Annotated in this window: 31 protein-coding genes; 11 read left to right on the top strand and 20 right to left on the bottom strand. The window is 65.4% G+C overall.

Going from position 1 to position 26,655, the window contains the following annotated elements; genetic code table 11:
• Positions 1–17: 17 nt before the first annotated feature.
• Together HNE04_RS22385 and HNE04_RS22380 are read left to right on the top strand one after the other, a co-directional pair.
• Positions 18–401: a DUF4148 domain-containing protein gene (locus HNE04_RS22385; protein WP_172224253.1), complete on the top strand. Its 384-nt coding sequence runs from the start codon at positions 18–20 to the stop codon at positions 399–401.
• 71 nt (positions 402–472) lie between these two features.
• Entirely contained in the window at positions 473–2,218 is a 1,746-nt protein-coding gene (locus tag HNE04_RS22380; protein WP_172224251.1) for a winged helix-turn-helix domain-containing protein, read from the top strand.
• 24 nt (positions 2,219–2,242) lie between these two features.
• On the opposite strand, the gene HNE04_RS22375 is transcribed toward HNE04_RS22380, so the two are convergent.
• The 7 genes from HNE04_RS22375 to HNE04_RS22345 are packed head-to-tail and all read right to left on the bottom strand — an operon-like array spanning position 2,243 to position 8,991.
• Positions 2,243–3,085 carry a fumarylacetoacetate hydrolase family protein gene (locus HNE04_RS22375; protein WP_172224248.1) on the bottom strand — a complete coding sequence of 281 codons (843 nt, stop codon included), beginning with the start codon at positions 3,083–3,085 and terminating at the stop codon, positions 2,243–2,245.
• A 22-nt stretch (positions 3,086–3,107) separates the two neighbouring features.
• On the bottom strand, positions 3,108–3,836 hold the full coding sequence (locus HNE04_RS22370) for an SDR family oxidoreductase (protein ID WP_172224245.1): 729 nt from the start codon (positions 3,834–3,836) through the stop codon (positions 3,108–3,110).
• Positions 3,833–4,996, bottom strand: coding sequence for a CaiB/BaiF CoA transferase family protein (locus HNE04_RS22365; RefSeq protein WP_172224243.1), 1,164 nt, complete (start codon positions 4,994–4,996; stop codon positions 3,833–3,835). Before HNE04_RS22365 ends, HNE04_RS22370 begins: the two co-directional genes overlap by 4 nt.
• Complete coding sequence (locus HNE04_RS22360; RefSeq protein ID WP_172224241.1) at positions 4,993–6,126, bottom strand: extracellular solute-binding protein; 1,134 nt, start codon at positions 6,124–6,126, stop codon at positions 4,993–4,995. Before HNE04_RS22360 ends, HNE04_RS22365 begins: the two co-directional genes overlap by 4 nt.
• Positions 6,123–7,436 (bottom strand): TRAP transporter large permease, encoded by a 1,314-nt coding sequence (locus HNE04_RS22355; protein WP_207717686.1) that lies wholly within the window; start codon positions 7,434–7,436, stop codon positions 6,123–6,125. Before HNE04_RS22355 ends, HNE04_RS22360 begins: the two co-directional genes overlap by 4 nt.
• Positions 7,433–7,993, bottom strand: coding sequence for a TRAP transporter small permease (locus HNE04_RS22350; protein ID WP_328700390.1), 561 nt, complete (start codon positions 7,991–7,993; stop codon positions 7,433–7,435). Before HNE04_RS22350 ends, HNE04_RS22355 begins: the two co-directional genes overlap by 4 nt.
• An 8-nt stretch (positions 7,994–8,001) precedes the next feature.
• Positions 8,002–8,991: a C4-dicarboxylate TRAP transporter substrate-binding protein gene (locus HNE04_RS22345; RefSeq protein WP_172224239.1), complete on the bottom strand. Its 990-nt coding sequence runs from the start codon at positions 8,989–8,991 to the stop codon at positions 8,002–8,004.
• Positions 8,992–9,150: 159 nt separating this feature from the next.
• On the opposite strand from HNE04_RS22345, the gene HNE04_RS22340 reads away from it, so the two are divergent.
• From HNE04_RS22340 to HNE04_RS22330, 3 genes are read left to right on the top strand one after another with little or no spacing between them, the layout of a single operon-like run.
• Positions 9,151–10,362 (top strand): CaiB/BaiF CoA transferase family protein, encoded by a 1,212-nt coding sequence (locus tag HNE04_RS22340; protein WP_172224237.1) that lies wholly within the window; start codon positions 9,151–9,153, stop codon positions 10,360–10,362.
• Positions 10,359–10,808, top strand: coding sequence for a MaoC family dehydratase (locus tag HNE04_RS22335; RefSeq protein WP_172224235.1), 450 nt, complete (start codon positions 10,359–10,361; stop codon positions 10,806–10,808). Before HNE04_RS22340 ends, HNE04_RS22335 begins: the two co-directional genes overlap by 4 nt.
• Positions 10,809–10,833: 25 nt before the next feature.
• On the top strand, positions 10,834–11,613 hold the full coding sequence (locus tag HNE04_RS22330) for an IclR family transcriptional regulator (RefSeq protein ID WP_172224232.1): 780 nt from the start codon (positions 10,834–10,836) through the stop codon (positions 11,611–11,613).
• A gap of 4 nt (positions 11,614–11,617) precedes the next feature.
• Here HNE04_RS22330 and HNE04_RS22325 read toward each other — a convergent pair whose 3' ends face one another.
• The 6 genes from HNE04_RS22325 to HNE04_RS22300 form a co-directional block, all read right to left on the bottom strand.
• Positions 11,618–12,925, bottom strand: a complete 1,308-nt coding sequence (locus HNE04_RS22325) for a D-amino acid dehydrogenase (protein ID WP_172224230.1) — start codon at positions 12,923–12,925, stop codon at positions 11,618–11,620.
• A 4-nt stretch (positions 12,926–12,929) separates the two neighbouring features.
• The gene (locus tag HNE04_RS22320; RefSeq protein ID WP_172224227.1) at positions 12,930–14,225 is read right to left on the bottom strand and encodes an aminotransferase class V-fold PLP-dependent enzyme; all 1,296 of its coding nucleotides are present in this window, start codon (positions 14,223–14,225) and stop codon (positions 12,930–12,932) included.
• Between the two features lie 34 nt (positions 14,226–14,259).
• Entirely contained in the window at positions 14,260–14,991 is a 732-nt protein-coding gene (locus HNE04_RS22315) for an amino acid ABC transporter ATP-binding protein (RefSeq protein WP_172224445.1), read from the bottom strand.
• Positions 14,992–15,055: 64 nt separating this feature from the next.
• Positions 15,056–15,802: an amino acid ABC transporter permease gene (locus HNE04_RS22310; RefSeq protein ID WP_328700393.1), complete on the bottom strand. Its 747-nt coding sequence runs from the start codon at positions 15,800–15,802 to the stop codon at positions 15,056–15,058.
• A 12-nt stretch (positions 15,803–15,814) separates the two neighbouring features.
• A complete protein-coding gene (locus tag HNE04_RS22305; RefSeq protein WP_172224221.1) occupies positions 15,815–16,513 on the bottom strand; it encodes an amino acid ABC transporter permease in 699 nt (232 codons plus the stop codon).
• 51 nt (positions 16,514–16,564) lie between these two features.
• The gene (locus HNE04_RS22300) at positions 16,565–17,377 is read right to left on the bottom strand and encodes an ABC transporter substrate-binding protein (protein ID WP_172224219.1); all 813 of its coding nucleotides are present in this window, start codon (positions 17,375–17,377) and stop codon (positions 16,565–16,567) included.
• A 136-nt stretch (positions 17,378–17,513) separates the two neighbouring features.
• On the opposite strand from HNE04_RS22300, the gene HNE04_RS22295 reads away from it, so the two are divergent.
• Positions 17,514–18,437, top strand: a complete 924-nt coding sequence (locus tag HNE04_RS22295; RefSeq protein WP_172224217.1) for a LysR family transcriptional regulator — start codon at positions 17,514–17,516, stop codon at positions 18,435–18,437.
• A 75-nt stretch (positions 18,438–18,512) separates the two neighbouring features.
• Positions 18,513–18,737, top strand: coding sequence for a hypothetical protein (locus HNE04_RS22290; RefSeq protein ID WP_172224214.1), 225 nt, complete (start codon positions 18,513–18,515; stop codon positions 18,735–18,737).
• Positions 18,738–18,746: 9 nt separating this feature from the next.
• Here the strand turns inward: HNE04_RS22290 and HNE04_RS22285 are convergent, their stop codons facing one another.
• From HNE04_RS22285 to HNE04_RS22265, 5 genes are all read right to left on the bottom strand, one after another.
• Positions 18,747–19,406, bottom strand: a complete 660-nt coding sequence (locus HNE04_RS22285) for an NUDIX hydrolase (RefSeq protein ID WP_172224212.1) — start codon at positions 19,404–19,406, stop codon at positions 18,747–18,749.
• A gap of 21 nt (positions 19,407–19,427) precedes the next feature.
• Positions 19,428–20,429 (bottom strand): serine hydrolase domain-containing protein, encoded by a 1,002-nt coding sequence (locus tag HNE04_RS22280; protein ID WP_172224209.1) that lies wholly within the window; start codon positions 20,427–20,429, stop codon positions 19,428–19,430.
• 68 nt (positions 20,430–20,497) lie between these two features.
• Positions 20,498–21,127, bottom strand: coding sequence for a glutathione S-transferase (locus tag HNE04_RS22275; RefSeq protein WP_172224206.1), 630 nt, complete (start codon positions 21,125–21,127; stop codon positions 20,498–20,500).
• Positions 21,128–21,154: 27 nt separating this feature from the next.
• Entirely contained in the window at positions 21,155–21,571 is a 417-nt protein-coding gene (locus HNE04_RS22270; protein ID WP_172224203.1) for a DUF1801 domain-containing protein, read from the bottom strand.
• A gap of 37 nt (positions 21,572–21,608) precedes the next feature.
• Positions 21,609–21,869 (bottom strand): hypothetical protein, encoded by a 261-nt coding sequence (locus tag HNE04_RS22265; protein WP_172224201.1) that lies wholly within the window; start codon positions 21,867–21,869, stop codon positions 21,609–21,611.
• Positions 21,870–22,022: 153 nt separating this feature from the next.
• On the opposite strand from HNE04_RS22265, the gene HNE04_RS22260 reads away from it, so the two are divergent.
• Both HNE04_RS22260 and HNE04_RS22255 read left to right on the top strand, forming a co-directional pair.
• Positions 22,023–23,372 carry a S41 family peptidase gene (locus HNE04_RS22260; protein ID WP_172224199.1) on the top strand — a complete coding sequence of 450 codons (1,350 nt, stop codon included), beginning with the start codon at positions 22,023–22,025 and terminating at the stop codon, positions 23,370–23,372.
• Positions 23,373–23,636, top strand: coding sequence for a VF530 family protein (locus HNE04_RS22255; protein ID WP_235965306.1), 264 nt, complete (start codon positions 23,373–23,375; stop codon positions 23,634–23,636).
• On the opposite strand, the gene HNE04_RS22250 is transcribed toward HNE04_RS22255, so the two are convergent.
• Positions 23,603–24,454: a 5'-3' exonuclease gene (locus HNE04_RS22250; RefSeq protein ID WP_172224196.1), complete on the bottom strand. Its 852-nt coding sequence runs from the start codon at positions 24,452–24,454 to the stop codon at positions 23,603–23,605. The genes HNE04_RS22255 and HNE04_RS22250 overlap by 34 nt on opposite strands.
• A gap of 71 nt (positions 24,455–24,525) precedes the next feature.
• Here HNE04_RS22250 and HNE04_RS22245 point away from each other — a divergent pair, with 71 nt between their 5' ends.
• Together HNE04_RS22245 and HNE04_RS22240 are read left to right on the top strand one after the other, a co-directional pair.
• A complete protein-coding gene (locus HNE04_RS22245) occupies positions 24,526–25,356 on the top strand; it encodes an inositol monophosphatase family protein (RefSeq protein WP_407926616.1) in 831 nt (276 codons plus the stop codon).
• A 14-nt stretch (positions 25,357–25,370) separates the two neighbouring features.
• Positions 25,371–25,646 (top strand): hypothetical protein, encoded by a 276-nt coding sequence (locus HNE04_RS22240; RefSeq protein WP_172224191.1) that lies wholly within the window; start codon positions 25,371–25,373, stop codon positions 25,644–25,646.
• Here the strand turns inward: HNE04_RS22240 and HNE04_RS22235 are convergent.
• Positions 25,635–26,546, bottom strand: coding sequence for a LysR family transcriptional regulator (locus HNE04_RS22235; RefSeq protein ID WP_235965305.1), 912 nt, complete (start codon positions 26,544–26,546; stop codon positions 25,635–25,637). The genes HNE04_RS22240 and HNE04_RS22235 overlap by 12 nt on opposite strands.
• Between the last annotated feature and the right edge of the window lie 109 nt (positions 26,547–26,655).

Below are 26,655 nucleotides of genomic sequence, written 5' to 3'. Positions count from 1 at the left end.
CGCTCGAGGAGAACGACATGAACCGCAAACTACCGTCCGCTATCGCCGTGGGCGCCGTCACGACCATTGCACTGCTTGCCGCCGCAGTCATCGCCAGCACGCCCGCCTACGCCGACGACATCACAATCGAGCAGTCACCGTTTGTCAGCAGCCGGACCCGGGCGGAAGTCAGCGCCGAACTCAAGACACCCTATCCCGGCGGCAATCCGTGGTCCGGTGCGTACAACATGTTCCAGGCGCGCAGCACCTCGACGAGTGAGCAGATCCAGGGCGAATACACAATGAACCGGGACAGTGCCAACGCATTCCACGGACAGGACAGCGGCTCGGTATACCTCATGAAGGCGCAGGCTCCCCTTGCACCCAGTTACACCGGCGTCATGGGAGCGCCGGCTCGGTAAGTGGTGAGCTGCCCGAATACCCGATGCGAGGCGGCGCGACCGGTGCTAAGCTTGCTTGCACCGAGTTCGCAATGTCCGATCGCTATGTATTCGGCAGCTTCCTGCTAGAGCGCACGCAACAGCGCGTGCTGCACAGCGACGGAACCCCGGTGGCCCTCACGCCGCGACTGTTCAGCGCGCTCCTTGTCTTTGTCGAACGCTCCGGGGAACTGCTGGACAAGGGCTCGATCATGGATGCCCTGTGGCCTGGACTGGTCGTCGAGGAGAACAACCTTAACCAGGTGGTTTCGGGCCTGCGGCGCGCGCTGGGCGACGACGCCCACGGCAGCCGCTTCATCGAGACCGTGCCGCGCCGCGGCTTCCGCTTCGTGGCTGCCGTCACCGTGCTGTCCGCCGGCGAAGACTGGCCTCCGCTGGGAAAGCCCGTCGCCGCCAGCGTGACGCAGGTCGCACCACGCTCACGGCGCCGGCGCTGGCGCGCCGTGGCGATGGCTTGCGCAGCCGGGGCCGGTACCCTGCTGGCGCTGGCGCTCTACTCGCGCAGCGTGCCACCCTCCATCGACGCGGAACTGACGGATCGGCGTTCGATCGCCGTGATGCCGTTCACTGACCTCAGCGAGCCAAAGGCGCCCCACGTCGCTCATGCGGTCGATCACCAGCTGACCATGGACCTTGGCCGGCTCCACAGCATTCGTGTGATCTCGCGTGAATCGAGCGCCGTGCTAGGAAGCAGCGGTACCCTGGATCCGAAGCGCGTGGGCCGCGAACTCGGCGTGCGGCACCTTCTGACCGGCGCCGTCCGCCAGGAGGGGAGCAGCCTGTCCGTCACCGTCCGCCTGCTGCGAACCGATACGGGCGCCCTGCTCTGGAGCGATCGCTTCGACTATTCGTCGGTTGCGGACTGGGCCGTGCAGCAGAACATCCTGGCGAGCGTCGGCAATCTCCTCGACATCAAGGTCCAACAGTCCGTGCTCGAGCGGGCGGTGCTTTCGCCGCCGAGCAGCGCGGCGGTGGACCGCTGGATGCGGGGCACTTACGTGATGACCACGTTCGTGACGCGCGAGCAGCTGATGCTCGCCCGCGGCCATTTCGAAGCGGCCCTCGCCGCCCAGCCCGACTCGGTCGCTGCTCTCGCAGGCCTGGCGTCCACGCATGTCCGCGAGGTGCACAAGCGCTGGAGCGCGGATCCGAAGCGGTCTCTCACGATTGCCAAGACGCTGGCGCGGCGTGCCCTCGCCGCGAACCCCGACGACCAGAGGTCGCTGCTGGTGCTCAGCAGCGCCTTGAACTTCGCCGGCGAGCTCGACGACGCCATCACCACCACGCAGCGGCTGCTCCAGCTGAACCCGAACAACGCGGCAGCGAACCGCGAGCTCGCGATCAGCTTCTATTTTCTCGGGCGTTGGGAAGACGCGTTACGGCAAGTCGAAGTCGCGGAGCGGCTGAACCCGCTGGATGTCAACAGCATGTCGGCATTGCACGACACTGCGGCCACGGCGCTGGTCGCGCTGCACCGGTACGACGAAGCCGTCGAACGGTCGCGCCGCGGCGCCGCCACGAATCCGTCGAACCTGGTCCCCCTGCTCGTGGCGGCCTCCGCCGAGGCGCACCGCAACAACCTGGTCGCGGCACGGCAGCAGGCGGCCGAGATTCTCAAACGCCAGCCCGGCTACTGGGTAGGCCGCGACCGGGGCACTCGTGGTTCGACCGCACCGGCCTACGTGGCCGCCACGGATCACTTTTCCGAGGGGCTCAGGCTTGCGGGATTGCCCGGAGGTCCGCCTTCGGCCGCCGCTCCCGCGACGGCGAGCCGATAGCGCGGCGTACGAACCGGTCGGCGCTCAGCCCGCAACCACGTCCTGTCGTTGCTGGCCCAGGCCTTCGATGCCCAGCGTCACCACGTCCCCCGGTTTCAGGTACATCGGCGGCTTCATGCCCAGGCCGACGCCGGGCGGCGTGCCGGTGGAGATGATGTCGCCCGGACGCAGGCTCATGAACTGCGACAGGTAGGACACCAGCTGGCGCACGCCGAACACCATCGTGGCCGTGGAACCCTTCTGCCGCCGCACGCCGTTGACGTCCAGCCACATCGGCAGGTGCTGCGGATCCGGGATCTCGTCGCGTGTCACCAGCCAGGGGCCGGTGGGCCCGAAAGTGTCGGCCGACTTGCCCTTGGTCCACTGACCCTGGCGCTCGATCTGGAAGGCGCGCTCGGACAGGTCGTTGATCACGCAGTAGCCGGCCACGTGGTCCATCGCATCCTGCTCGCTCACGTATTTGGCGGTCTTGCCGATCACCACACCGAGTTCGACCTCCCAGTCGGTCTTGACCGAGTTGCGAGGGATCTCGACCTGGTCGTTGGGGCCGACGATCGCCGAAGTCGCCTTCATGAAGATGATGGGCTCCGGCGGCACGGTGGCGCCGGTCTCGGCCGCATGGTCGGAGTAGTTCAGGCCGATGCAGATGAACTTGCCGGTCCCGGCGACGCAGGCGCCCAGGCGCGGCGAGCCGTTCACCAGCGGCAGGCTGTGCGGGTCGACGGCGGCCAGGCGCGCCAGTCCTTCGGGCAGCAGCACCTCGCCGGCGATGTCGCGCACGTGCGCCGACAGGTCGCGCAGCCGGCCCTGGGCATCGAGCAGGCCGGGTTTTTCCTGGCCCACGAGGCCGTATCGCAGTAGTTTCATTTCGTCTCTTCCTCGTGGGGTTTCAGATGGCCCAGCCGCCGTCGATGACGTGGATTTGGCCGGTGGTGTAGGTGGCGCCCGCCAGGTAGAGGGCGAGTTCGGCGATTTCCTCGGCCGCGCCGATGCGGCCCATCGGCTGTCGCGCCACGAACTCGGCGCGCGCCTTGTCGAAGTCGCCGGTCGAGCGCAAGCGGTCCTGCAGCGAGGGCGATTCCACGGTGCCCGGGCAGATCGCGTTGCAGCGGATGCCCTGCCCCACGTAGTCGGCGGCGACCGACTTGGTCAGCCCGATCACTGCGGCCTTGGTCACGCCGTAGGCGAAGCGGTTGGGCACGCCCTTGACGCTGCTGGCCACCGAGGACATGTTGATGATGGCGCCGTCGCGCCGCTCCAGCATGCCGGGCAGCACGGCGCGCAGCGTGCGCACCATCGCCTTGACGTTCAGCTCGTAGGCGAAGTCCAGGTCCTGGTCGCTGGCCTGCAGTACCGTGCCGCCGTGGACGACGCCGGCGCAGTTGAACAGCACGTCGACGGCGCCGATGTCGGCCACCAGCGAGCGCACCGCGCTTTCGTCGAGCACGTCGAGCCGGCGCGTGGTGACGCCCTGCACGTCTGCCAGCGCGCCGAGCGCTTTCTCGTTGATGTCGGTGGCCCAGACGCCGGCGCCGGCGCGGGCGAAGGCTTCGGCGCTGGCGCGGCCTATGCCCTGGGCGGCGGCAGTGATGAGGACAGTCTTGCCTGCGAGGTTCATGCGGCGGGTTCTCCAATGGGGTTGAGTCCGAATTCCGCGCGGAGCGCGGCGCTGTGTTCGCCGACGCACGGCGCGCCGCGCGCGCTGCGCGGGCGCTGCCCGTCGATGCGCAGCGGGCCGCGGGTGGTGTGCACGGGGGTGCCGTCGCCGCGCCGCACCGTCTGCAGCATGTCCAGGCGGCGGAAGGCTTCGCTTTCCAGCAGGCGCGGCCAGTCCAGCACCTCGGCGCACCAGACGTCGGCCGGCCGCAGCCGCTCCAGCCAGTGGGCCGTGTCCTGGTGCACCAACGTGGCGGCGATCAGGCGCTTGATCTCGTCGCGCTTTTCGAATGCATCGGCCGGCGTGTAGCGGCGCAGGTCAGGCAGCGGCAGCGTTTCCGCAAGCTGTTCCAGCGGCATCATGGCCAGCGCCAGGTAGCCGTCGCGCGTCGGGTAAATGCCGTAGGGCGCGGCCAGGTAGGCATTGGCGTTGCGATAACCCGCACGTTGCGGCAGCCGGCCGCCGTCGTTGAGGTGCGTGGTGAGCAGCTCGAACTGCAGGTCGATCAGCGCCTCCAGCAGGCTGGTCTGCACCAAGGCGCCTTCGCCGGTAATGCCTCGCCGCACCAGCGCGGCCAGGATGCCTTCGGTTAGCACGTGGCCGGCCAGCATGTCGGCGATCGAGAGGCCCAGCGGCACCGGGCCGTCGTCGGCGTTGCCATTGAGCCAGGTGACGCCGGACACCGATTGCGCCAGCAAGTCCTGCCCGGGTAGCGGGGCCCAGGGCCCGGTCTCGCCGTAGCCGGAGACGCCGGCGTAGACCAGCCGCGGGTTCAGCGCGCGCGCCGCCTCCCAGCCCAGGCCCAGACGCTCGATCACGCCGGGGCGGAAGTTCTGCACCAGCACATCGGCGCGTGTCACCAGTTCGCGCAGCACCGCCAGGTCCTGCGGCTGCTTCAGGTCCAGCGCCAGGCTTTCCTTGTTGCGGTTGATCGCATGGAACAGCGTCGAGTCGCCGCCCACGTCGGTGTCGGTCAGGTACAGGGTGCGGCAAATGTCGCCGCCGCCGGTGCGCTCGACCTTGATCACGCGGGCGCCCAGGTCGCCCAGCCGCAGCGCCGCCGACGGCCCCGAAAGGAACTGGCTGAGGTCCAGGACCAGCAGGCCTTGCAAGGGGCTCATGCGGGCAGGCTCGCTCGGAACAGGCGGTTGATGTCGTCGACGATCGCGCCCGCCGCCTCACCGGCACGCAGGCCCGCCAGCAGGCGCTGCGAGGCGGCCTCCTGGAATGGCATGTAGCCGTCGTGGCGCGGGCGCACCCAGGCACCCTCCAACGTGGCGCGGGTGGCGCGGTAGAAGTCGTGCGTGGCCGCGTTGACGGCGCCGTCCTCCCAGGCGGCGGCGTGTCCCGGCTGGCCGCCGGCCGCTGCGTAAGGGCCGGCCTGCGCCTCGGCGCCGGCCACCCACAGGGCGAACTCGAGCGCCTGCGCAGGATGGGCGCTACCGGCCGAGACCGCGATGCCGGTGCCGCCCAGGGCCGAGCCGCGCGGCGGCCGGCCATCCAGCGTCGGCATGTCGGCGAAGCCGATGCGCGCCGGCCGGAAGCCCTCGCAGGCATAGCTGACGTAGCCGTAGATCAGGGGCACGCAGTGGATGGTCGAATCCTTTTGCGCCATCCGTTCGAACACGGCGATCGGGTCTTCGTCGAAGCAGGCGGCGTCCAGGTGCGGCAGCAGCGCGCGCAGGCGGGCGATGGCTTCGACAGCCGTCGCGCGGTCGAACAGGTCCGGGCCTTCCACGCGGCCGGGCGCGCCCAGTTGCGCGGTCAGCGTGTACAGGCACATCAGCGCGTGCGGCGAGCGCAAAGGCAGTGCGACTTGACCCTGGCGCGCCAGCTCCAGAACGCCGAGCCAGTCCGCGGCCGGGGCAGCCAGCCGGTCCGGGCGCCAGGCTTGGACCTGGGTCGCCGCGTCGATCGGTAGTGCCCACTGGTGGCCCTGCCAGTGGTAGCTGGGATAAGAGGCGCCGACGCTGCCCTCGGCGATCGCAGCCAGGCGCGCGTCGGCCAGCGGCAGCAGGCAGGACTCGCGCGCGACCTGGCCGACGTGGGGATGGTCGATCACGATCAGGTCGTACTCGCGCGCCAGCTGGTCCACGGGGAAGGACTCGAAGTCCTGCAGCGAGCGGCGGTCCCAGCTGATCTTCACGCCGGTGCGCTCGCGCCAGATCGCAGAGCAGGCCTCCAGCGGGCGCCAGCCGCGCGGGTGGTTCCAGGTCATGCCCTTCAGGGCCAGTTCGGTCTTGTTGGTCATTGGACGGGGCCGGTGCCGTAGATCAAATCGGGCAGCCACAGCGAGATCTGCGGGAACACCGACAGCAGCACGAGCAGGCCCAGCATCACGGCCAGGTAGGGCGCGATCTCGCGCGAATACGCGCCCATGCTGACCTTCAGGGTCTGCGAGGAGATGTACATGAGCCCGCCCACCGGTGGCGTGATGCCGGCGATGGTCAGGTTGGTGATCAGCACGATGCCGAAATGGACCTTGTCGATGTGGGCGCCTTCCACCAGCGGCAGCAACATCGGGGTCAGGATGATCAGCGCCGCCGAGCCCTCGATGGCCGTCCCCAGCACGATCAGCACCAGGTTGATCAGCAGCAGCATGGCGATCGCGTTGGTGGTGGTGCCCGCCAGCCAGCCCGACATCGCCTGCGGCACCTGCTGCCACGACAGGTAGAAGCCGAAGGCGGCGGCGGCGCAAATCATCATCATCACGCTGGCCGAGTCGCGCACCGATTCGGCCAGCACCTCGGGCAGGTCCCGCCAGTTCATGTCGCGGTAGCCGAAGATGGCGACGAGGATGACGTACAGCACCACGATCGCGCCCGACTCGGTGGTGGTGAAGATGCCGTAGCGGGTGCCGGCCAGGATCACCACCGGGATCGACAAGGCCCACAGGCCGTCGATCACCGCCTGCGTCACCTCGCGCGCACCGGCCCGGCTCTCACGCTGCGGCTTGTAGCCGCGCTTGAGCGCCACGAAGTGGGTGGTCAGCATCAGGCCCGCGGCCAGCAGCAGGCCGGGTACGATCCCGGCGGCGAACAGGCGGCCGATCGAAGCTTCGGCCAGGAAGCCGTAGACGATCAGGCCGATCGACGGCGGAATCAGCGCGGTGATGATCGCCGAGGACGAGGTGATCACCGCGGCGAAGGGCGCGCTGTAGCCGCGCTGCACCATCTGCATGCCGATGGTTTTCGACAGCATCGCGGCGTCGGCGTTGGCGGACGCCGTCAGGCCGCCCAGCAGCGTGGCCAGCACGGTGCACATCTGCGCCAGCGCGCCGGTGGCGTGGCCGACCAGCACTTCGGCCAGGTGCAGCAGCCGGCGCGTGATGCCCGACGCGTTCATCACGCAGCCGGCCAGCACGAACAGCGGCAGCGCCAGCAGCGACACCGATTCGGTGCCTTCGGCCATCTGCTGCGCGAAGTTGGCCAGCGGCATCTCGCCCAGGTTCAGGAGGAAGAAGCCCAGGGCAGCGACCGCCATAGCCCAGGTCACGGGCGTCTGCAGCGCCAGCAGGACCAGCATCAGCGCCGCGGGAAGCCACAACTGCAGCGTACTCACGATGCCATCTCCGTGGAAGGACGCCACTGCCAGCCGTCGCGCCAGGGCGCCAGCAGCACGTGCTGCACCAGCATCAGGACGGAGGCGATGGCCATGGGCGTGTAGACCAGCGAACGGGGGACGTCGAGCGAGACGACGCGGATGGAATGGGCGATCACGGCCTGCCAGGCGAACATGGCCGCCAGCACGGCGAACAGCGCAGCCAGCAGGAACCAGTTGAAGATGAAGATGGCGCGCCGCAGCGGCGCCGGGAACAGCGCCACCAGGGCGTCGACGTCGGCGTGCATGCGCCAGCGGATGCAGGCGGCGGCGCCGAAGAACACCAGCCAGCTGAAGGCGATGACTGCGGCCTCGAAGGTCCAGGCCGCCGGCTGTGGGAACAGGTAGCGGGTGACCACGCCCCAGGTGATGGAGAACACGATCGCCAGCATGCAGGCGACGCCGATCGCCTCGTCGATGCGGCGCAGGCTGAGCAGCCGGGCGGCGCCGGGCGAAGGGGTGGCGAGCGGGGCGGGCGGCGTCTGCGCCGGGCCGGCACTCAGGGAGACATTGCTCACGGATGGCCTCAGTGCGCCATCGCCTGGCGCGCCTTGTCGTAGATGCCGGGCGTGAGGCCGGGCACCTTGGCGTAGGCGGCGCGCGCCTTCTCGGCGAAGGCCTTGACGTTGACGTCGGTGACGATCTGCACGCCCTGCTTCTTCAGCTCCTCGGCATAGGCGGCATCGGAAGCCAGCGTGGCGGCGGTCAGTTCATCGCCCGCCTTGCGGCCTTCTTCCAGCAGGATCGCCTTCAGGTCGGCCGGCAGGCTGTCGAAGAAACTGGTGCTGGTGACGAAGGCGGCGAACATCATCTGGTGCGCGGTGGTGGAGATGACCTTGCGCACCTCGTACAGCTTGGAGCCGGCCAGCGAACCGTAGTTGGCCTCGGCGGCGTCGACGACGCCGGTCTGCAGCGCGTTGTAGACCTCGCCCCAAGGCAGCGCCTGCGGCCGGGCGCCCAGGGCTGTGAAGGTCTCCAGCATGATCGGCGAAGGCGGGACGCGCAGCGTCAGGCCGGCGATGTCCGCGGGGGTGCGGACCGGCTTGCTCGCCAGCAGGTGGCGCACGCCGAACAGGCCGTCGGCCATGATCAGCTTCAGGCCCTGGGCCTCCAGGCGCGCCGACATGTCCTTGAACACAGTCGAAGCGAACAGCCGCTTGGCGTCGTCCGGGCCAGCGAACATGTAGGGGCCGGCGACGACGGCCATGTCGGGCACGAACTGGCTGAGCTGGCCGTAGTCAGTGACGCTCATCACGCGGGCGCCGCCCTTGATCATCTCGTTGACCTTCTTCTGCGGGCCGAGCTGGTCACCGGTGAAGATGCTCAGGGTCAGGCGCCCCTTGGACCGGTCCTTCACGCGCTCGGCGAAGCTGTTCATCACCTTCACCACTGGCTCGTTCGGGTTGGCCTGGGAGGTCGAGAAACGCAGTGCGTAAGTCTGGGCCTGGGCCGGCACGAAGGCGGCGCTGAGGGAAACCGCGGTGGCGGCGGCGAGGAAGGCGCGGCGTAGCGTCATGTTGTCTCCTGATGGGGTGGCGTCTTAAATTCTTTAGCGAACTAACAGTTCGTATGCGAATCATAGAAACAGCACCCACAAAGCGCTCTAGGGGTTTTCCCTGAAAGTTTCAGTGAGTGGCACTTGAAAATGACGCGCAAGCGAACTTATCATTCATACATGAACGAACAATTGGATTCCTCCGGCGCTGCCGAGCTGCCCTTGGCGGGCCTGCGCGTGCTGGATTTCAGCCAGTTCCTGGCCGGGCCTTCGTGCGCGCTGCGCATGGCCGACCTGGGCGCGGATGTGATCAAGGTCGAACGCCCCGAAGGCGGCGACCTGTGCCGCCAGCTGGTGGTGGCCGACCAGCGCGTCGGCGACGACAGCGCCCTGTTCCACACCATCAACCGCAACAAGCGCAGCTTCGCCGCCGACCTGAAGCAGCCCGAGGACCTGGCGCGCATCAAGGAGCTGATCGCCAAGGCGGACGTGATGATCCACAACTTCCGCCCAGGCGTGATGGAACGCATCGGTCTGGACTACGCCGCGGTCCAGGCGCTGAACCCGCGCATCGTCTATGCGGCCGTCACCGGCTATGGCGAGCAGGGGCCGTGGCGCGACAAGCCGGGCCAGGACTTGCTGGTGCAGTCCCTGTCGGGCCTGGCCTGGCTGACGGGAACGGGGGGCGACGATGCGCCGCCAGTGCCCGCCGGCGTCTCGCTGATCGACATGATGACCGGCGCTCACCTGCTGCAAGGCATCCTGGCCCTGCTGCTGCGGCGCGGTGTCACCGGTCGCGGCGGCCGGGTCGACGCCAGCCTGCTCGAATCGGCGATGGACCTGCAGTTCGAGCCCTTCACCGCCTTCCTCAATGGCGATCGCCGCCAGCCGCAGCGCAGCACGGTCAACCACGCCAGCGTGCATGGCGCCGCGCCGTACGGGATCTACCGCAGCGCCGACGGCTACCTGGCCGTCGCGATGACGCCGATGGACGAACTGGCGCGGCTGATCGCCTGCGAGCCGCTGGCTCGCTTGGCCGCCGACCGCAGCGGCTGGTACCGCGAGCGTGACGCGCTCAAGCGCGCGCTGCAGGACCACCTGGTGACGCGGACCACCGCCAACTGGCTGGCCGTGCTGGAGCCGGCCGGTGTCTGGTGCGCCGACGTCCTGACCTGGCCGCGGCTGGTGGCGCATCCGGCCTTCGCCGCGCTGGAGATGGTGCAGCCGCTCGGCGAGGGCGCGGCCGCCATGCAGACCACTCGCTGCCCGTTGCGTATCGACCGGCAGGTGCTGCGCAATCCGCGCCCGGCGCCGGCGCTCGGCCAGCACACGCAGGAAATCATCGAGGAACTCGGGCTCGCGCCCGCCACCACCGCAGAAAGCATGGCATGACCGAAGAACGCTATTTCGAGGACTACGAGACCGGCGCGCAGCGCCAGACCACCGGCCGCACAATCACCGAGGCTGACATCGTGCTGCACGCCGGCCAGACCGGCGACTTCTTCCCGCACCACATGGACGCCGCCTGGTGCGCTACGCAGGACTTCGGCCAGCGCATCGCGCACGGCACCCTGGTGTTCAGCGTCGGCATCGGCCTCACGGCCTCCACCATCAATCCACGCGCGATGTCCTACGGCTACGACCGGATGCGCTTCGTCAAGCCGGTGTTCATCGGCGACACCATCTATTCGAAGGTTGAGATCAGCGACAAGAGGCCGCATCCCAAGCGCGGCGGCCATGGCATCGTGGTGGAAACCGTCACGGTCACCAACCAGCGGCAGGAAACCGTGCTGGTCTGCGATCATCTGCACTTGGTCGAACGGCGCGCGCCCCTGTGACGCCGGCGACAATCAAGAAAAGACCATGACCCGAGCCGAGTCCGAATCCGCGCCCCGCAGCAAGTACGCCGTCCCGGCCCTGGAGAAGGCGCTGGACGTGCTGGAATACCTGGCCGAGCAAGCGGTGCCTCTCACCCAGGCCCAGCTGGCCCGGGCGCTGGGGCGTGAGCCGGGCGAGCTGTTCCGCATGCTGACCTGCCTGGAATCGCGCGGCTACGTGCGCCGCGACGATGCGGGCGGCTACCAGCTGACGCTCAAGCTGTTCGAACTGAGCCGTACGCACTCGCCGCACGAACAGCTGATCGAGGTGGCCATGCCCCTCATGCACGATCTGGTGGACCGGGTGCGGCAGTCTTGCCACCTCTCGGTGCTGCACCGGGACCAGGTGCTGGTGCTGGCGCAGGTCGAAAGCCCGCAGCCGGTGCGCCTGTCGGTGCAGATCGGCTCGCTGCATTCGCCCGTGGCCACCGTGTCCGGCCAGCTGCTGCTATCCCACATCCCGGCGCCGGAGCGCACCGAACTGCTGGCACGGCAGGCCGACTACCTGCGCATGGGCGCGGCCGAACGGCAGGAGTTCGCCCAGAGGCTTACCCGCGTGCGGGAAGACGGCTGGGCCTATGCGGAAGGCGCGCGCTTCGTCGGCGGTCTAGACCTGGGCGTGCTGGTCGGCCGCGAAGGTGCGAAAACGAAGGCGGCGCTGACCATCGCCGCGGTGAAGGGCGCGGACGGCCCCGACCTGTTCGAGTTGCTGCCACGGCTGCAGCAATGCGCAGCGGAGATTGCCCGGGGCTGTGGCCTGGCCTGAGCAGCTACCGCTCCGCGCGGTTACTGGTACCGCGCCGTGTCCGTAACGAAGGACCATTCGTGCCGTAGCGGCCGACGTGCAGGTCATCGACAAGGATGGCCGGCTTGCGCTGCCCGACCAGGTCGGCGAGGACCTGTGCGGAACCGCATGCCATCGTCCACCCCAGCGTGCCATGCCCCGTATTGAGCCAAAGATTCGGATACCGGGTGCCGCCGAGCACCGGCGTGCCGTCCGGCGTCATCGGGCGAAGGCCGGTCCAAAGAGTGGCCTTCGACACGTCTCCGCCTTGCGGAAACAAGTCGCTCACCACCATTTCCAGCGTCGCACGCCGGCGCGGGTTCAACCGCAGGTCGAAGCCCGACAGTTCCGCCATGCCACCAACACGAATCCGGTCGTCAAAGCGGGTCACGGCGATCTTGTAGGTTTCATCCATGACCGTGGAGACAGGTGCGGCCGCATGGTCGCGGACCGGCACGGTGAGCGAGAACCCTTTGACCGGATAGACCGGGATGTCAAGCCTGGCGGATCTCAGCAGCCCCCTCGAATAGCTTCCGAGCGCCACGACGTACTGATCGGCCGTCAGCATTTCGCCTCCCGAGCGAACACCGGCGATGGCCCCTCCGGCCACAGCCAGCGAATCGATCGGGCGCCCCCACAGGAAGCGCACACCTATTTGCTCCGCCAACGCGGCGAGGCGAGTTGTGAACAAATGGCAGTCCCCGGTCTCGTCTCCCGGAAGGCGCAGACCGCCCACCAGTTTGTCCTTGACCAAAGCCAACGCCGGCTCGGCGACGGCGCAAGCGTCGCGATCCAGCATCTGGAAGGGGACACCGCACTCCTTCAGCACGGCGATGTCCTTCGCGGCGGCGTCGTACTGCTTTTGCGTGCGGAACACCTGCAACGTGCCTCGCTGGCGGCCTTCGTATTGGATGCCCGTGTCCGCGCGCAGCGCCTGAAGGCAGTCGCGGCTGTACTCAGCCAGCCGCACCATGCGACTCTTGTTGACCTTGTAGCGCTCGGCGGTGCAGTTGCGCAGCATCTGCACGGTCCATTGGAGCTGCCAAAGCGACTCCGCCGGCTTGATGAACAGTGGCGAATGACGCTGGAACAGCCACTGCAACGCCTTGAGCGGGATGCCGGGCCCTGCCCACGGCGCCGAGTAACCCGGCGACACCTGGCCCGCGTTGGCGAAGCTCGTTTCAAGCGCTGCTCCCGGCTGCCGATCGACGACCGTCACCTCGTGGCCATCTCGGGCCAGATAGTAGGCGCTGGTCACTCCAACGACGCCCGCGCCCAGTACAAGGATCCGCATGATGCTACCGCGCCTCCACGCCGGAGAAGTCTAGACTGATCTGGCGCGTGATGTGAAGGAAGCGGTCGATGTCGGCTACTGAATTGCAGTGCAGCGGCGAAACACGGATGGCACCTTCCAGGCCGAACGAGTCCAGCATCCGCTTCGAGTACAAGCTCGTGGACACCCGTTCGTAGACGATGACCCCGCGCTTTTCGTACTCGCGAACGGCTTGGGAATGCTCCAGGTTGTCGATGCCGATGGCGAGGATCAGATCGCGCTTGGTCAGGTCTTCGTAGTCGAGGAAGACCTGCACCCCGTCGAGGTGCCGCAGCCCCGAGCGGCCATCGCTGCCGTTCAACATGCGTGACAGCAACGCCCGCTCGTGCAATTCGATCTTCTTGATGCCACAGGCGAATAGTTCGCGCCGGTCGGCGCTGGTGATGAACTGCCCGCCGATCCAACACACGTAGTTCACGATCTCGGTCACCACGCCGAACTGCCACGGCGCCGAGCTGCCCAGGTCCCAGAAGTCCTTTTTCTTGCCCGCCAGCTTGTGGTGAGGCAGCAGTGCGGCTCGATCCGACACCCACGAAATGCCGGAGCCACGGCAACCGAAGAACTTGTAGGGCGCGATGTTGATGCCGTCGACCGGCGTCCTCTGAAGATCGATGAGGCCGTGCGGAGCGTGTTGCACCGCGTCCACGACGATGTAGAGGTCGGGCTTGATGGCGCGTGCCTGTTTGACGATCTCTTCGATGTCGAGCTTGGCACCGGAGATGTTGGATGCGTAGATCACGCTCAGTAGCGCAGTGTCTTGGTCCACCAGCGCAACGATGTCGGCCACATCGACGCCGCCGGTGACAGGGTTGGACCTGGCAACCCGGAGTTCCTTGCCCAGCCGCTGGGCGTAGAGGGTCATGGCGTCGAACGACGAAGGGTGCTCGAGCGTCGTGGTCACCATGTTCGTGCCCGGGATGTTCTCGGCCACGGCGCGAACCATGTCGAACATTGCTCCCGAGGCCGTCAGCGACGCGTAGACACTGCCGCCCCGAGCGTTGAGGATCGTGCGCACGTCAGACGTGCCATCGGCCTGGACCTTCTGAAGGAACAGCGCCAGTTCGTGAATGCGCTCCGGGCAGTCGGGCAACGCGTCGATCTGGGCGAAGCGTTCGGTCGCCGATTTCAGCCTGAAGGACCCTCCCGCATTGTCGAAGAACAGACGCTCGCGCCCGTTCATGTCGCGATCGACGTAATGAAAACGGTCCTTGATCTCTTGGGTCAGCGCCTCGGAGAAGAGAATGCCTTGGTCAGTGGTCATGATGATTTGTTGTGTGGTCTGAAATGGGGGCCACTCAGTGGGAGCGCAGGTCCGACAGGAATTTTTGCGCCCGCTCACTCCTGGGCCGACTGAAGAAGTTTTCGGGGGTATCGATCTCGACCAGGCGGCCAGCGTCCATGAACCAGACCTTGTCGGCCACTTCTCGTGCAAAGTTCATCTCGTGGGTGACGCACATCATGGTCATGCCGTCGCGCGCCAGGCTCTTCATCACTTGCAACACCTCGCCCACCATCTCCGGGTCGAGCGCGCTGGTCGGTTCGTCGAAGAGCATGGCCGGCGGGTCCATGGCCAAGGCCCGCGCGATCGCCACGCGCTGCTGCTGGCCGCCGGAGAGCTGTCCCGGGTATGCGTCCGCCTTGGCGGCAAGGCCGACTCGATCGAGCAACTCCACCGCGCGCTGGCGCGCCTGCGCTTTGCTCTTGCCAAGAACGTTTGTCGGCGCCAGCATGATGTTCTCGGCCACCGACAGGTGCGGGAAGAGGTTGAAGCTCTGGAACACGAAGCCGACGTGGCTGCGAAACTTGTTCAGGTCGAGCTTTGGAGCGTGGATGTCTTGCCCGTCGAACTCGATCCTGCCGCCCTGGATTTCCTCCAGCCGATTGACAGTCCGGATCAATGTGGACTTGCCGGATCCCGAGGGCCCGCACACCACGACGACTTCCCCCTTGGCGACATCCGCATTGATGTCGGTCAGCGCCTGGAAGTTGGGGCCGTACCACTTGTTGACGGCGCTGAAGACGATCATCTTCTTGCCGTCTGCGGCAGCAGAGGTCTTGTCCATGATGAACCTTTGTGAAAGCGAAGGGGCGTTACTCGACCGGCTGCACCAGCGCGGTCACGGTTACCGGTGTGCGCGGAGACACTCCCTGGGAGCCCGCGCGTTTTGCCGCAATGCGCCGCTCGAGGTGGCGAGCCAGTTGGGTCAGCGAGAAGCAGAGCAGGAAGTAGATGCCCGCCAGGATGATGAACACCTGGAACGGCTTGGTGAGCAAAGTGTTGTTGACCTGGTTCGCCGCGAACGTCAGTTCGTTGACGCTGATGACGTAACCCAAGGAGGTTTCCTTGATGGTCGAGACGAACTGGCTGACCATGGCCGGCACCATGTTGTAGAGCGCCTGCGGCAACACCACTTTGAACGTCGTCTGCATGTAGCTCAGGCCCAGTGCGCGAGAGGCCTCGGTCTGTCCATGCGAGAGTCCCTCGATTCCCGCGCGGATTACTTCCGCCAGGTAGGCCGCTTGGTAGATGACGAGGGTGACGACCATGGTCGTCACGCCGCTCACCGTGCGTCCTGTCAGCGCGGGCAGAAAGAAATAGACCCAGAAGATGAACATGATGAGCGGCACGCCGCGGACCAAGTAGACGACCGCCGTGGCGGGCGCGCGCAACCAGCGGATCGGGCTGACCCGTGCCAGCGCCAGAAGGACGCCGAGGGGGAAGGCCAGAGCCAGGCCGAGGACCGACAGCAACAGCGTGATCGCGAGGCCACCCAGCGGGCCGTTCGGGTACTGCCCGATCAGCAGCAGGGTCCAGTTGTCGCGCAGGATCGTGAGGATGTCTTGCACGGCTTACCTCGTCTGGATGCGCAGGCGACGCTCGACCATTCCGCCGGCGGTCATGATGAGCAGCGAGATGGCCAGGTAGGCAGCGGTCGCCATCAGGTACACCTCGACAGTTCGAAATGACTGGCTCTCGATCTCGCGGGTTGCATAGGTGAGTTCCGCAACGCCGATCGTCATGGCCAGGCTGGTGTTCTTGAAGAGCAGGACCGTGTGGCTGACCAGGGTTGGCATCGCGATCCGGATGGCTTGGGGTAGCACCACCAGGCGGCTGGTCTTCAGGTACGACAAGCCGAGGGCCCGGGCCGCTTCGATCTGCGACCTGGGGATGGAGCGGATGCCGCCGCGAAGGTCTTCCGACATGTAGGCCGCCATGGCCAGGCCGACCGCGATGAAAGCAAAGACGAACTCGCTGTGATGGGCGTTGAGCCACTGCTGCCAGCCGGCAGGAAGTAGCGTTCCCACGCCGAAGTACCAGAGGAAGATCTGGACCAGCATCGGCACGTTCTGGTGGTACTCGACGTAGGCGGCGACAAAGCCCTGTGCGATGCGGCTGTTGGTCATCCGCACCACCGCGAGCACGATGCCTATGACCATCGCCAGAACCCATGCGAACAGCGTGAGTTCGAACATGGTCACCATGCCGTCGAGAATCATCTTCAGATACTCGGGCCGCATCAGAATCGAGAAATCCAGTTTGGCGTTCATGAAACTGTGTCCGGTTGAGTGACTGCGACGGCGTGGCGCTGATGTGGCCGATCAGCCCTTGATGGGTTCGATCTTGAAGCCGCGCGGCATCTTGTAGGGAGTGCCCATGCCCATCCACTTGTCGTAGACCTGCACCGCTTCGCCGGACTTTTCCATGGACTCCAACAAGCTATTGACGTGCTTGATCAGCGCCGTTTCGCCCTTGCGCATGCCGACTCCCCACGGCTCCAGCATCAGAGACGGCTCGAGGATCACGACCGGCGACGTTGCCTCGGACTGCTGCTTGAATTTCACCAGAGCGAGTTCCGACAGAACGAAGCCGTCGACCTTGCCTTGCTGCATCGCCAGGAAGCCGCTTGGCGGGTCTTGAAAGGTGACCGTCGTTGCGGTCGGCAAGGCCTTGCGCACTGCCAACTCGGAGCTGGAACCCTTGGTGGCGCTGACACGCTTGCCCGCCAGGTCCTTGACGGCCGTGAAGCCGCTTGCCTTGAGCGCGGCAACCTTTTGCTGGCTCGCGAAGTATTGATTGCTGAAGGCGATCTGCTCGGCGCGCTCGGGCGACCAGCCCAGATTCGCGATGACGACATCGACTCGCCCCTGCTGCAGCTCCGGAATACGGGCGGCCACGGCGATGGGCTTGAGCTCGAGCTTCACGCCGAGCGACTTGGCCACGGCCTTGCAGAAGTCGACGTCATAGCCCGTGATTTCGCGGGTCTGCGGGTCCGGGAAGCTGAAGGGCTCGGAGGTGCCCAGCGTGCCGCAGGTCAGGACGCCCTTCGCCTTGATGTCGGCGAGCTGGTCTGCACTGGCGGTGCCAGCCACGAGGGTCGAGGCAAGAATGACGAGGGCGAATCTGGCGTTCATGGTGGTCCTTTCGGGTGTTTTAGGGTCAGGCCGAATTCTGGTCGACCGGTACAATTTAAAAAAGCGATATTTACGCATCGAAAGTTATCGAAAAAAGAGATATTCTTAGGGTTAACGCCAGGAGGGTGCGCACGTGATGACGTTCAAGCAGCTGGAGGCGCTCTTCTGGATCGCTGAGCTAGGTGGCTTTTCCCAAGCCGCACTGAAATTGCACACCACACAGTCGGCCGTATCCAAAAGGGTGCAAGAGCTGGAACTGTTGTTCGACACGGAGATGTTTGACCGCAGCCAGCGCAGCGCACGGCTCACCGAGAAGGGCGAGGAAATGTTCATGCTCGCCAAGAAGCTGCTTGAGCAACGTGACGCTGCGATCGAGCAGTTCAGTCGCCCTGAAGTGATTGAACGACGCGTGCGGATCGGCGTGACGGAAATGACCGCCATGACCTGGCTACCGCGCCTGGTGAACCTGATTCAACGCTACTACCCGAAGGTCATCATCGAGCCCGACGTGGACACCTCCGTCCAGCTGAGGGACAAGATGCTGGCCGACGAAGTCGACTTGATCGTCTTGCCTGATTCGTTCCCGGACACGCGCTTCTCATCGAAAGTGCTGGGAAGCGTGGAATACGCCTGGATGTGCAAGCCGGGCATGCTCGACCCACGCAAAACCTTCCGGCTTCATGAACTGGCCACGCATCGACTCCTGGTCCAAGGGGAAAAGTCAGGTACCGGGCTTCTTTACGCGCGATGGTTCAAGGCGCTCGGCTTCCAACCTGCGAATGTCATCAGCAGCAGCAATCTGGTCGCGCTGATCGGCATGACGGTTTCGGGGCTGGGTGTCAGCTATCTCCCTCGGCAGTGTCTCGCCCCGATGATTGCCGCAGGCATGCTCGACGTGATCAAGACTACCCCCTCCCCGCCCGACGTGGACTATGTAGCCGTATACAAGGGAGGGCACCGCAGCACGCTGGTCTCTTCGATCATCATGCTGGCGCAGGAGTGCTGCGACTTTACGCGCGTGTTTCAAACGTCGAAGGATGCGCCAGACGCAGCGACTTAGCGGCCGCGACGAAGGAAACACGTAACACCCGTGCACTTCACGATTCGCACGTCGTGGCTCGGCGAGAATGGACAAATGAGAATTGAATACACACGTCATAGCGGAGCTGGGCTGACCTATGACATAGAGGTCGACAGACACGGCAATTATGCGATCAAGCTGAATGCGAAGGTGGTCAAGCGCGTCACGGCTTTGTCGAACTATCTTGGGAAACCAAAGTGGGGCAGCAAGAAACTTGAGGCCGATGCTGCCGAAGACGCGAAGAAAGCCATCGAAGCATTCAGGACGGATGCGGGTTAGGTCACCACTTTAGCGTCGCGCGAACAGCGGCTGGTCGTAGTGCGCCACGCGAGTGCGGCGGCCGCGGATGCACACCTCGCTGAACTGGTACAGGATGGCCGCTGTGGGCGCTGCAATCCAGGTATCCCCCACTGGCATGCGCAGGATCTCGCGCCTCGGCTCCTCCGATGGATCGAGAAGCGGTGCATCCGGGCGCAAGAACTCCGTCACCGGGATGCGATGTACGCTGGCGACCTCGTCCGGGTTCGGTTGCAGCGTGTGCGCGCTGCCGGCCCATACGATGACGGGCGTGATCACGAAGCCGGAGCGGGTAGCGTAGTCGTCCAGGGTCCCGAGTACGTCGGCCGCACTCAATGCAAGCCCCACTTCCTCGTGCATCTCGCGCAGTGCCGCCGCTTCGGGCGTCTCACCCGGATCAATGCGACCGCCAGGCAGTGCCCACTGGCCCGCATGGCTGGACAACGCGGCAGCGCGGCGCGTCAACAGCACGGCTGCGGAGCGACTCCCATTCGCGGGCGCGCGAATACCGGCGATAAGGGCCCCGTCGCCCTCTTCGACGAGCGCCAGCGCCACCGCCGCCGCGCGCTGAGTGCCCACAGGAAGGCGACGCACCGCGAAGGCGGCGAGGCGGTCGCGCACCTGATCACGCAGCGCCGCGTCCAGTAGCATGGGGCCATTGTGGCAGGAGCGTCACGGCGGCGCGTTTGACCCCACTCGCTTCTGCACGGCCTGGAACAGGCGCCCGCGAATGAGTTGCATGGCTTGGCCGCGCTGCTGGCTTCCCGCCGAAACGGTGGAGGTGATGGCGACCACCAGGTCCAGCGGTTTATGGACCCAGATGAACTGGCCGGCATAGCCGCTGGCGAAATACGTGCTGTCGGAAGGCACCCACCAGAACAGTCCATAGGGCAGCCGCACCGGCGGGCCGCCGTCGCTGTGCGCCCTGACGGCCTGCGCCGCGAATCCCGGCGGCAGCAGCGCATGTCCGTTCCAGGCGCCGTCCTGCAGGAACAGGTGCCCCAGCTTCGCGATATCGACGGTGCGCAGGTGCAAGCCGCGCTGGTAGGACGGCTCGTTCATGCCCAACGGCTGCACGAGTTGCTCACGTGCATAGTCGCCCAGTGGGCGAGCGGTCACCTTTTCCAGGACGGCGGTGACCAGGTTGACGATGCTGTTGTCATATGCAAAGGACTGGCCGGGCTGGCTGCGCAATGGTCGCGCCCACGCCTGCTCGGGCGCCTGTGGGGCCGCCGTGCCGGTGGCGTCGCTCACTTCGAAGCCAGCCGTCATGGCGAGCAGGTGATGCAGAGTGATCGTCTGCGCCCGCGGATCTGCATTGAGCGGACGCCACGCCGGCACCAGTTCCACCACCGGCCGATCGAGCGACGCGATATGGCCCTGCCGGAGCGCAATGCCGACCAGTGTTGCCAGCGCACTCTTGGCGACGGACTGCGTGTCGCGAAGCGCCTCGGGGTTCCCGTCGCGATGGTACTGGTAGGCCGTGCGACCCTTCAGAACCACTACCACGCTCTGGATGTCGGTGAGCCGTTCGCCAATGCTCTGGTCGAAACCCTCGAATGCGGCTGCATCGAGCCGCTGTTCTTCGGGTGTTGAGGTGCGCCAGGGGGCGACGGGCTGCGCCGCACCGGCAGCGCCCGCGAGCAGGCAGAAAGCAAGAACGAACGGGCGCATGGAGTCTCCATGAAAAAGTCCGCCAGACGGAGGCCTTCGCCAGGCAACCGCGATCCTACTTCATCTCTTCAGAATTCCAGGCTCAGGCCACTCGGCAACTTCTTCATGCATGCATTGAACTGTTCGCCTTGCAGCCAGCCTTGCAACCATTGCTGGATAGCGTGCAAAGGTTGCGCATCGAACCAGCCGGGATCGACCGCACGAAACTGCCGAACGAATGGGAAGATGGCCAGATCAGCCGCACAGGGTTCATTGCCGCCCAGATAGGGCTCCATCGCCAGTCGCTGCTCAAGCGGATGCAACAGGCAACTCACGGCCTGGTCACGATGAATTGCCGGATCAGTTTTCTCAAACCGTTCCGGGTATTTGTAGAGGTCAAGTTGCTGCTTGAAAGGGCCATCATTGAGCGCTATCAAGGCCAGGTTGCTTTGTGTATCTGCTCGCTGCCACCAACCTTCTTGATCTCGGCCCTGAAACGCCCAGCGCATGATGTCCAGACTCTCCTCAATGACCAGGCCATCCGGCAATACCAGAACCGGCACCGTTCCCTTCGGAGAAGCCTTCAGCATCTCGAGGGGCTTTTCCCTCAGCACGATTTCGTACGCAGCGAATCCGACCGACGCCTGAAGAAGCGCCATCCGCGCCCGCATGGCATAGGGACAGCGGCGGTACGTATAGAGCAGTGGGCGTTTCAACATTGACGCAAAGGGGCGCGACCCCGCAGCCTACTTCGCTCGCTTTGGCCTTGCCTTTTCGACGGATGTATTGAGGGCGATCGCGGCACGGATGAGCGCCTTGAACGCGTCCGCGTCGACCTCCTCCCCCTCATGGATGTCAATTGCGCGCCTTGTGTTCCCATCGAGGCTCGAGTTGAAGAGCTTGGCCGGGTCCTGCAACGAAGCCCCCTTGGCAAAGGTCAACTTCACTATCGACTTGTAGGACTCGCCGGTGCAGATGATCCCCTCGTGTGACCACACGGGTGTGCCCATCCACTTCCACTCCTCGACGACGTCCGGGTCCGCCTCTTTGATGAGCTTGCGCATCCTGCTCAAGGTTTCCCCGCGCCAGTCTCCAAGCCCGGCGATTTTCTTGTCGATCAGCTCAGATGCCGGCTGGCCCTCGGTCGGACTCGACTTTTTCATGTTCTCCTCCCAAAACCCTCCAATGTAGCGAAAAACGTCAATAGCGCCGATGATCCTGCGCGTCGATCCACAGGACCGCACACTCGTACCCATAGTCGATTGCTTCGATGGCGCTGGCCAGATGCCGCTTGGGCGCGTCGACGCGAACCTCGTCTTCGCTTTCCGATCCCCGCACATGGATGCTGACCGGCCACATGGCGAGGTTCCCAGCCGACAACGTGGAAACCCGGATCCGATAACCGCTGTGGCAGCCGATCGCCTCGAGACGTTCGCCACGCTCAATCATGTCGTACTTCATAGCCTTCCTTGGCGCAAATGCCCTACGCAGCAGTTTGCACCAGTAGTGCAATCTGTGGGGGGCCGGTAGTCAGCCAGCTGAGCGTTGAAGCGGACGTGCAAGCGAACCTGGGCAGTGCCATACTGTGTCTCTCAACGCTTCACCTGTCCGGCGATGAGTCACGCATTCCCGACACTTCGCGCATGCGCCGCAGCCTGCCTGCTCTTTGCCGGCAGCGCCTCGCTTGCCGCATTGCCATCGGCAGCCACCGACGAGGACGTCGTCACTTCCCTGCAGGACGCGTATGCGCGGTCGGTCCCACCCGGTGAGCAGGCGGACCTGCATCGCGAGCTTCTCGCGACCGTGCTGCAACGGGTCAAGCGCAGCCATGCGACGGAAGTCGATCTGCCTGCTTTCGCTGCCGTCGCCATGAAGGTGATGGAGCCGCTGCCGCCGGGCGGCGGCGATCCGATGGAGGTGTTCAAGAAGGCAATCAACGAGGCCTTGCGCACGCTCGATCCGCATTCCCGCTACCTCGACGCGCGGGCCCAGGGCAACGAACGCGGCGGCTTGAGCAGCTTCGGCGGCCTGGGACTCGAAGTCGAGCCCAGCGAGGGTGCCGTGCGCGTAGTGGCCTCGATGCCCGACAGCCCAGCGGCGCGCGCCGGCCTCGCGCCCGGCGACCTGATCGTGCGTGTGGACGACCAACCGATTGGGGGCCTTCCGCTGGCGGAAGCGATTGAGCGAATGCGCGGCCAGCCTGGCACGCCGGTGTCGATCACGATCCAGCGGGCGGGCACCGCCCAGGAGTTCACGGTCTCGCTCACCCGCGACATCATCCGCAGGCAGCTGTTGCGCTGGAGCATGGAAGGCGAGGTCCTGGTGCTTCGCCTTGCGGGCTTCAGCAGTGCGGCGGCAGCGTCACTGGTGCAAGCCATCGCGGACGCCACAGCCCTGAAGCAGCCGCGAGCGGTGATCCTCGACTTGCGGGGCAATCCCGGCGGGCTGCTGCGTGAAGCGGTGAAAGTCGCCGATACCTTCCTGCGGGAAGGTGAGATCGTTTCGCTGCGCGGCAGCACGCCGGCCCGGCAGCGCGCCTGGCAAGCCGACGCCGACGAACTGCTCGCGGGCTTGCCGATGGTGGTGCTTGTCGACGGACGCTCCGCGTCCGCCTCCGAACTCGTCGCGGATGCGTTGCAGCACAACGGCCGCGCGACGGTGATGGGGCAGCGAAGCTTCGGAAAGGGCAGCGTCCAGACGACCTTTCCCCTGGGCGAGCACAAAGGTGCGCTCAAGCTGACGACGGCTATCTATCACGGACCTTCCGGGCAAACGGTACATAAAGTCGGGGTCGCTCCGGACGTCGAGCTCCTTGCGGACGCGTCCCCGCCGCGCTCGGTCAAGGCGCGCGTGGATCCCGGACGCTGCAAGGCGCTGAAGGCGAGCGACCCGGCGCTTTCGTGCGCCGTCGCATACCTGCTGGCTGGGAGCATCGACGCTTTCGTCGCGGGGCTTTCGGACTGAATGCGCGAAGATACGGCGATGCAAGACTCTCCCTCCCCTTCTGTCCAACCGCGCAATCCCCTCCACGGCATGACGCTGGAGGCCATTGTTAGGGCCCTTGAAGCCCACTACGGGTGGTCTGAGCTCGGGGTGCGCATACCGGTGCGCTGCTTCACGCACGAACCGAGCATCAAATCGAGCTTGCAATTCCTGCGCAAAACGCCCTGGGCTCGCGAGAAAGTGGAAGGCCTTTACCTTTTCATGCTGCGCGATGCAAGGCGCTGAGTCTGCGCGTCGAGACTGCGCTGAAGCAGTTGAGGAGCCCCAATGCGTTCGGTCCATGCGGCGAACGCGCGTGTGGGTCCGCTCCACCGCAACTCGTCGACATCGCTGAACAGCTTCGCATCGGTGTGGAGTGTCGCCAGCCGCTTGAACAACTTTGCGGGTTCGAGTTGATCGCCCAAGACATTCGCCGGAAAGGCCTCGATGGGCCCGTAAAGGTTGAGCAGGCGCGCGGCACCGACGGCCCCAATCCCTTTGATGCCGGGATATCCATCAGCGGCATCGCCGACAAGGGCAAGAAAGTCCGGGATCAATGCCGGCTCTACGCCAAACTTTTTCCGGATGTCATTGGCGTCACGAATCTCCTTACCCCTTCGGTCGACCTGAAGCACGCGGTCACCGCGAACGCACTGAGCCAGATCCTTATCGGGCGTCCAGATGCGCACCATCTCCACCCGTTCATCCTCATCTGCAAGCCGCGCGGCCGTCGCCAGCGCGTCATCGGCCTCGAGCTCGATCATCGGCCAGACTGCGACGCCCATCGCAGCAAGCCCTTCCTCCAGGGGATGGAACTGAGCGAGCAGCGCGGGCTCGATTCCCTCACCGGTCTTGTAGCCTGGCCACATGCGATTGCGAAACGACTCGATGACGTGATCAGTTGCCACGCCGACATGCGTGACCTTGCTTTCGATCATCTCCAGCACGCCGTTCAGAACGCCGATCACCGCGCCGAAGGGCCGATCCTCGCCCTTCGTGAAGCGGCGCAAGCCGTAGAACTGCCGAAAAAGCTCGTAGGTGCCGTCGATGAGGTCGATGATCATGCGGATTGTCGCTAATGCTAACGAAGGGGACCGTGCGCTCCTACAATTCACTGCCTCCCACTCAAATCGAAATTTCCGTGCAGTTCTCCCCTTCCGATCTGGATCAGCTGGGTTCGGCACTTGCGCAGGCAGCAGCCGACGAAATCATGCCCAGGTTTGGAAGGTTGCAGAAAGCGGGAATTCGACAGAAGAGTTCGGCCTTCGACATCGTCACTGAAGCCGACGAAGCTGCTGAGAGGGCGATCACGTCACGCCTGAACTCATGCTTTCCGGAAGCCGTCGTTGTTGGGGAGGAAGCTGCCGATCGCCACCCCGAGTTGCTGCAGGCGCTGGGCAGTGCGGAACTGGCCTTTCTGGTCGACCCGCTGGATGGCACCAAGAACTTTGCCTCGGGCCTGCCCTTGTTCGGCGTGATGGCTGCTGCGCTGATGCGCGGGCAAATTGTCGGCGGCGTCATCCATGATCCTGTCGGCGGCAGCACGGCCTTTGCGCTGCGTGATGGTGGCGCGTGGATGCTGGCCCAGGACGGCGCTCGCTCGAGCCTGCAAGTCGCCAGTCCGGTGCCGGTACGCGAGATGGAAGGAATTGCCGGAACGAATTTCCTGCCCGAACCTTTGCGCTCCAAAGTGAATGGAAACCTTTCCCGGCTTTCGTCGACGAATTGGTTCCGTTGCGCAGCGCACGAGTACCGCCTGGCGGCGTCCGGGCATTGCCACATCTTGTTCTACAACAGGCTGATGCCGTGGGACCATGCCGCAGGCTGGTTGCTGCATCGCGAAGCCGGGGGCTTCAGCGCCCATTTCGACGGAACCCCGTACCTGCCGACCCACACCACCGGCGGGCTCCTTTGCGCTCCCAGCGAGGCTTCCTGGCACGAAGCGCGGGCAGCGCTCCTCACTTAATCGCTGCAACACATATGACCGAACCGATCAAGTCTGGCGACCGCTGCGAAGTCATTGCCGGCGCCCTCGGAAACACAGGGCCGAACATCGGCAAACAAGTGACCGTTGTCGAGCTGCGCGGAGAGCACAGCGAGCACGGACGGATATGGCGCTGTCATGGCGAAGGGCTCGTGACCGAATTCGGCGCCTTAGGCACGCAGGCCGACTTCGCTCAGTCCTGGCTGCGCAAGCTGCCGCCGGACGGGGTACCCCCTGCAGTGCAGCAGCGGGAGAAGGTGTCAAGCGGCTGACAAGTCATCGCTGCGCGCCTCGTCCTGAATCCACTGGCGGAATGCCTGCAAGGGCGGGTAGGTCTCGCGGCTCACTGGCCACGCCAGATAGTAGTTGTCGGCGCTCTTCATCGGCTTGTCGACGGCCAGCACCAAGTCCTGCCGCGCGAGTTCGGCTTCGATCAGAAACGTGGGCAGCAGGGCAACGCCCAGACCGGCAATCGCGGCCTGCGCGGCGACCGCGAACTGATCGACGAGCATGCCGTGCACCTCGTCGAACTCCACCCCAGCGGCACGCAGCCACCTTTCCCAAGCATCGGGACGGCTGACGAGGTGCACCAATGGCGCCGCCAGCAGATCGGCCGGGTTGCGCAGCTTGAACCGGGCCCGAAGCTCCGGACTGCAGGCCGGCACAACGGTTTCTTTCATCAGGAAGTCGAGCTTGGCCCCTGACCACTCGGGGGAACCGAAGTGGATCGCGGCATCGAGCGGGTCCCTCTGGAAGTCGAAGGGGGCCAGTCGCGTGCTCAGGTTGATCGTTATCCCGGGATGCGCGGTCTGGAACTTGGGCAGGCGCGGCGCCAGCCACCGCGTGCCGAATGTAGGAAGGATCGCCAGGTTGAGCGTGCCGCCCTGCGGGTTTGCTCTGAAGCCCAGCGTTGCGGTAGCGATCTGCTGGAGGGCGCGTCGAATTTCGTGCGCGTAAGCTTCCCCTGCAGCCGTCAGTCGAACCGTCTGTCGCTCGCGCACGAATAGCTCCGCACCCAGCAGGTCTTCGAGGCTCCGGATCTGCCTGCTGACAGCACTCTGCGTCAGATGCAACTCGGCGGCGGATGCGGTGAAGCTCTGCAACCGCGCAGCCGACTCGAACGCCGCAAGGACGGACATCGAAGGCAAAAACCGGCGGGATAGCAGAGTCATTGAGGTCATTCTGTTTCGGAATGATATAGGACCGGAATATCGTTTGCCAGCGGCGGTGACACCTTCCAGAATCACTTTATTCACACCACCCCTGTTGATGCGGCTGAAG

The sequence above is a fragment of the Caenimonas soli genome (genome assembly GCF_013155545.1).
Lineage (GTDB): Bacteria > Pseudomonadota > Gammaproteobacteria > Burkholderiales > Burkholderiaceae_C > Ramlibacter > Ramlibacter soli.
Note: the sequence above shows the minus strand (reverse complement) of the source record. Positions and strands in the feature narration are given on the sequence as shown.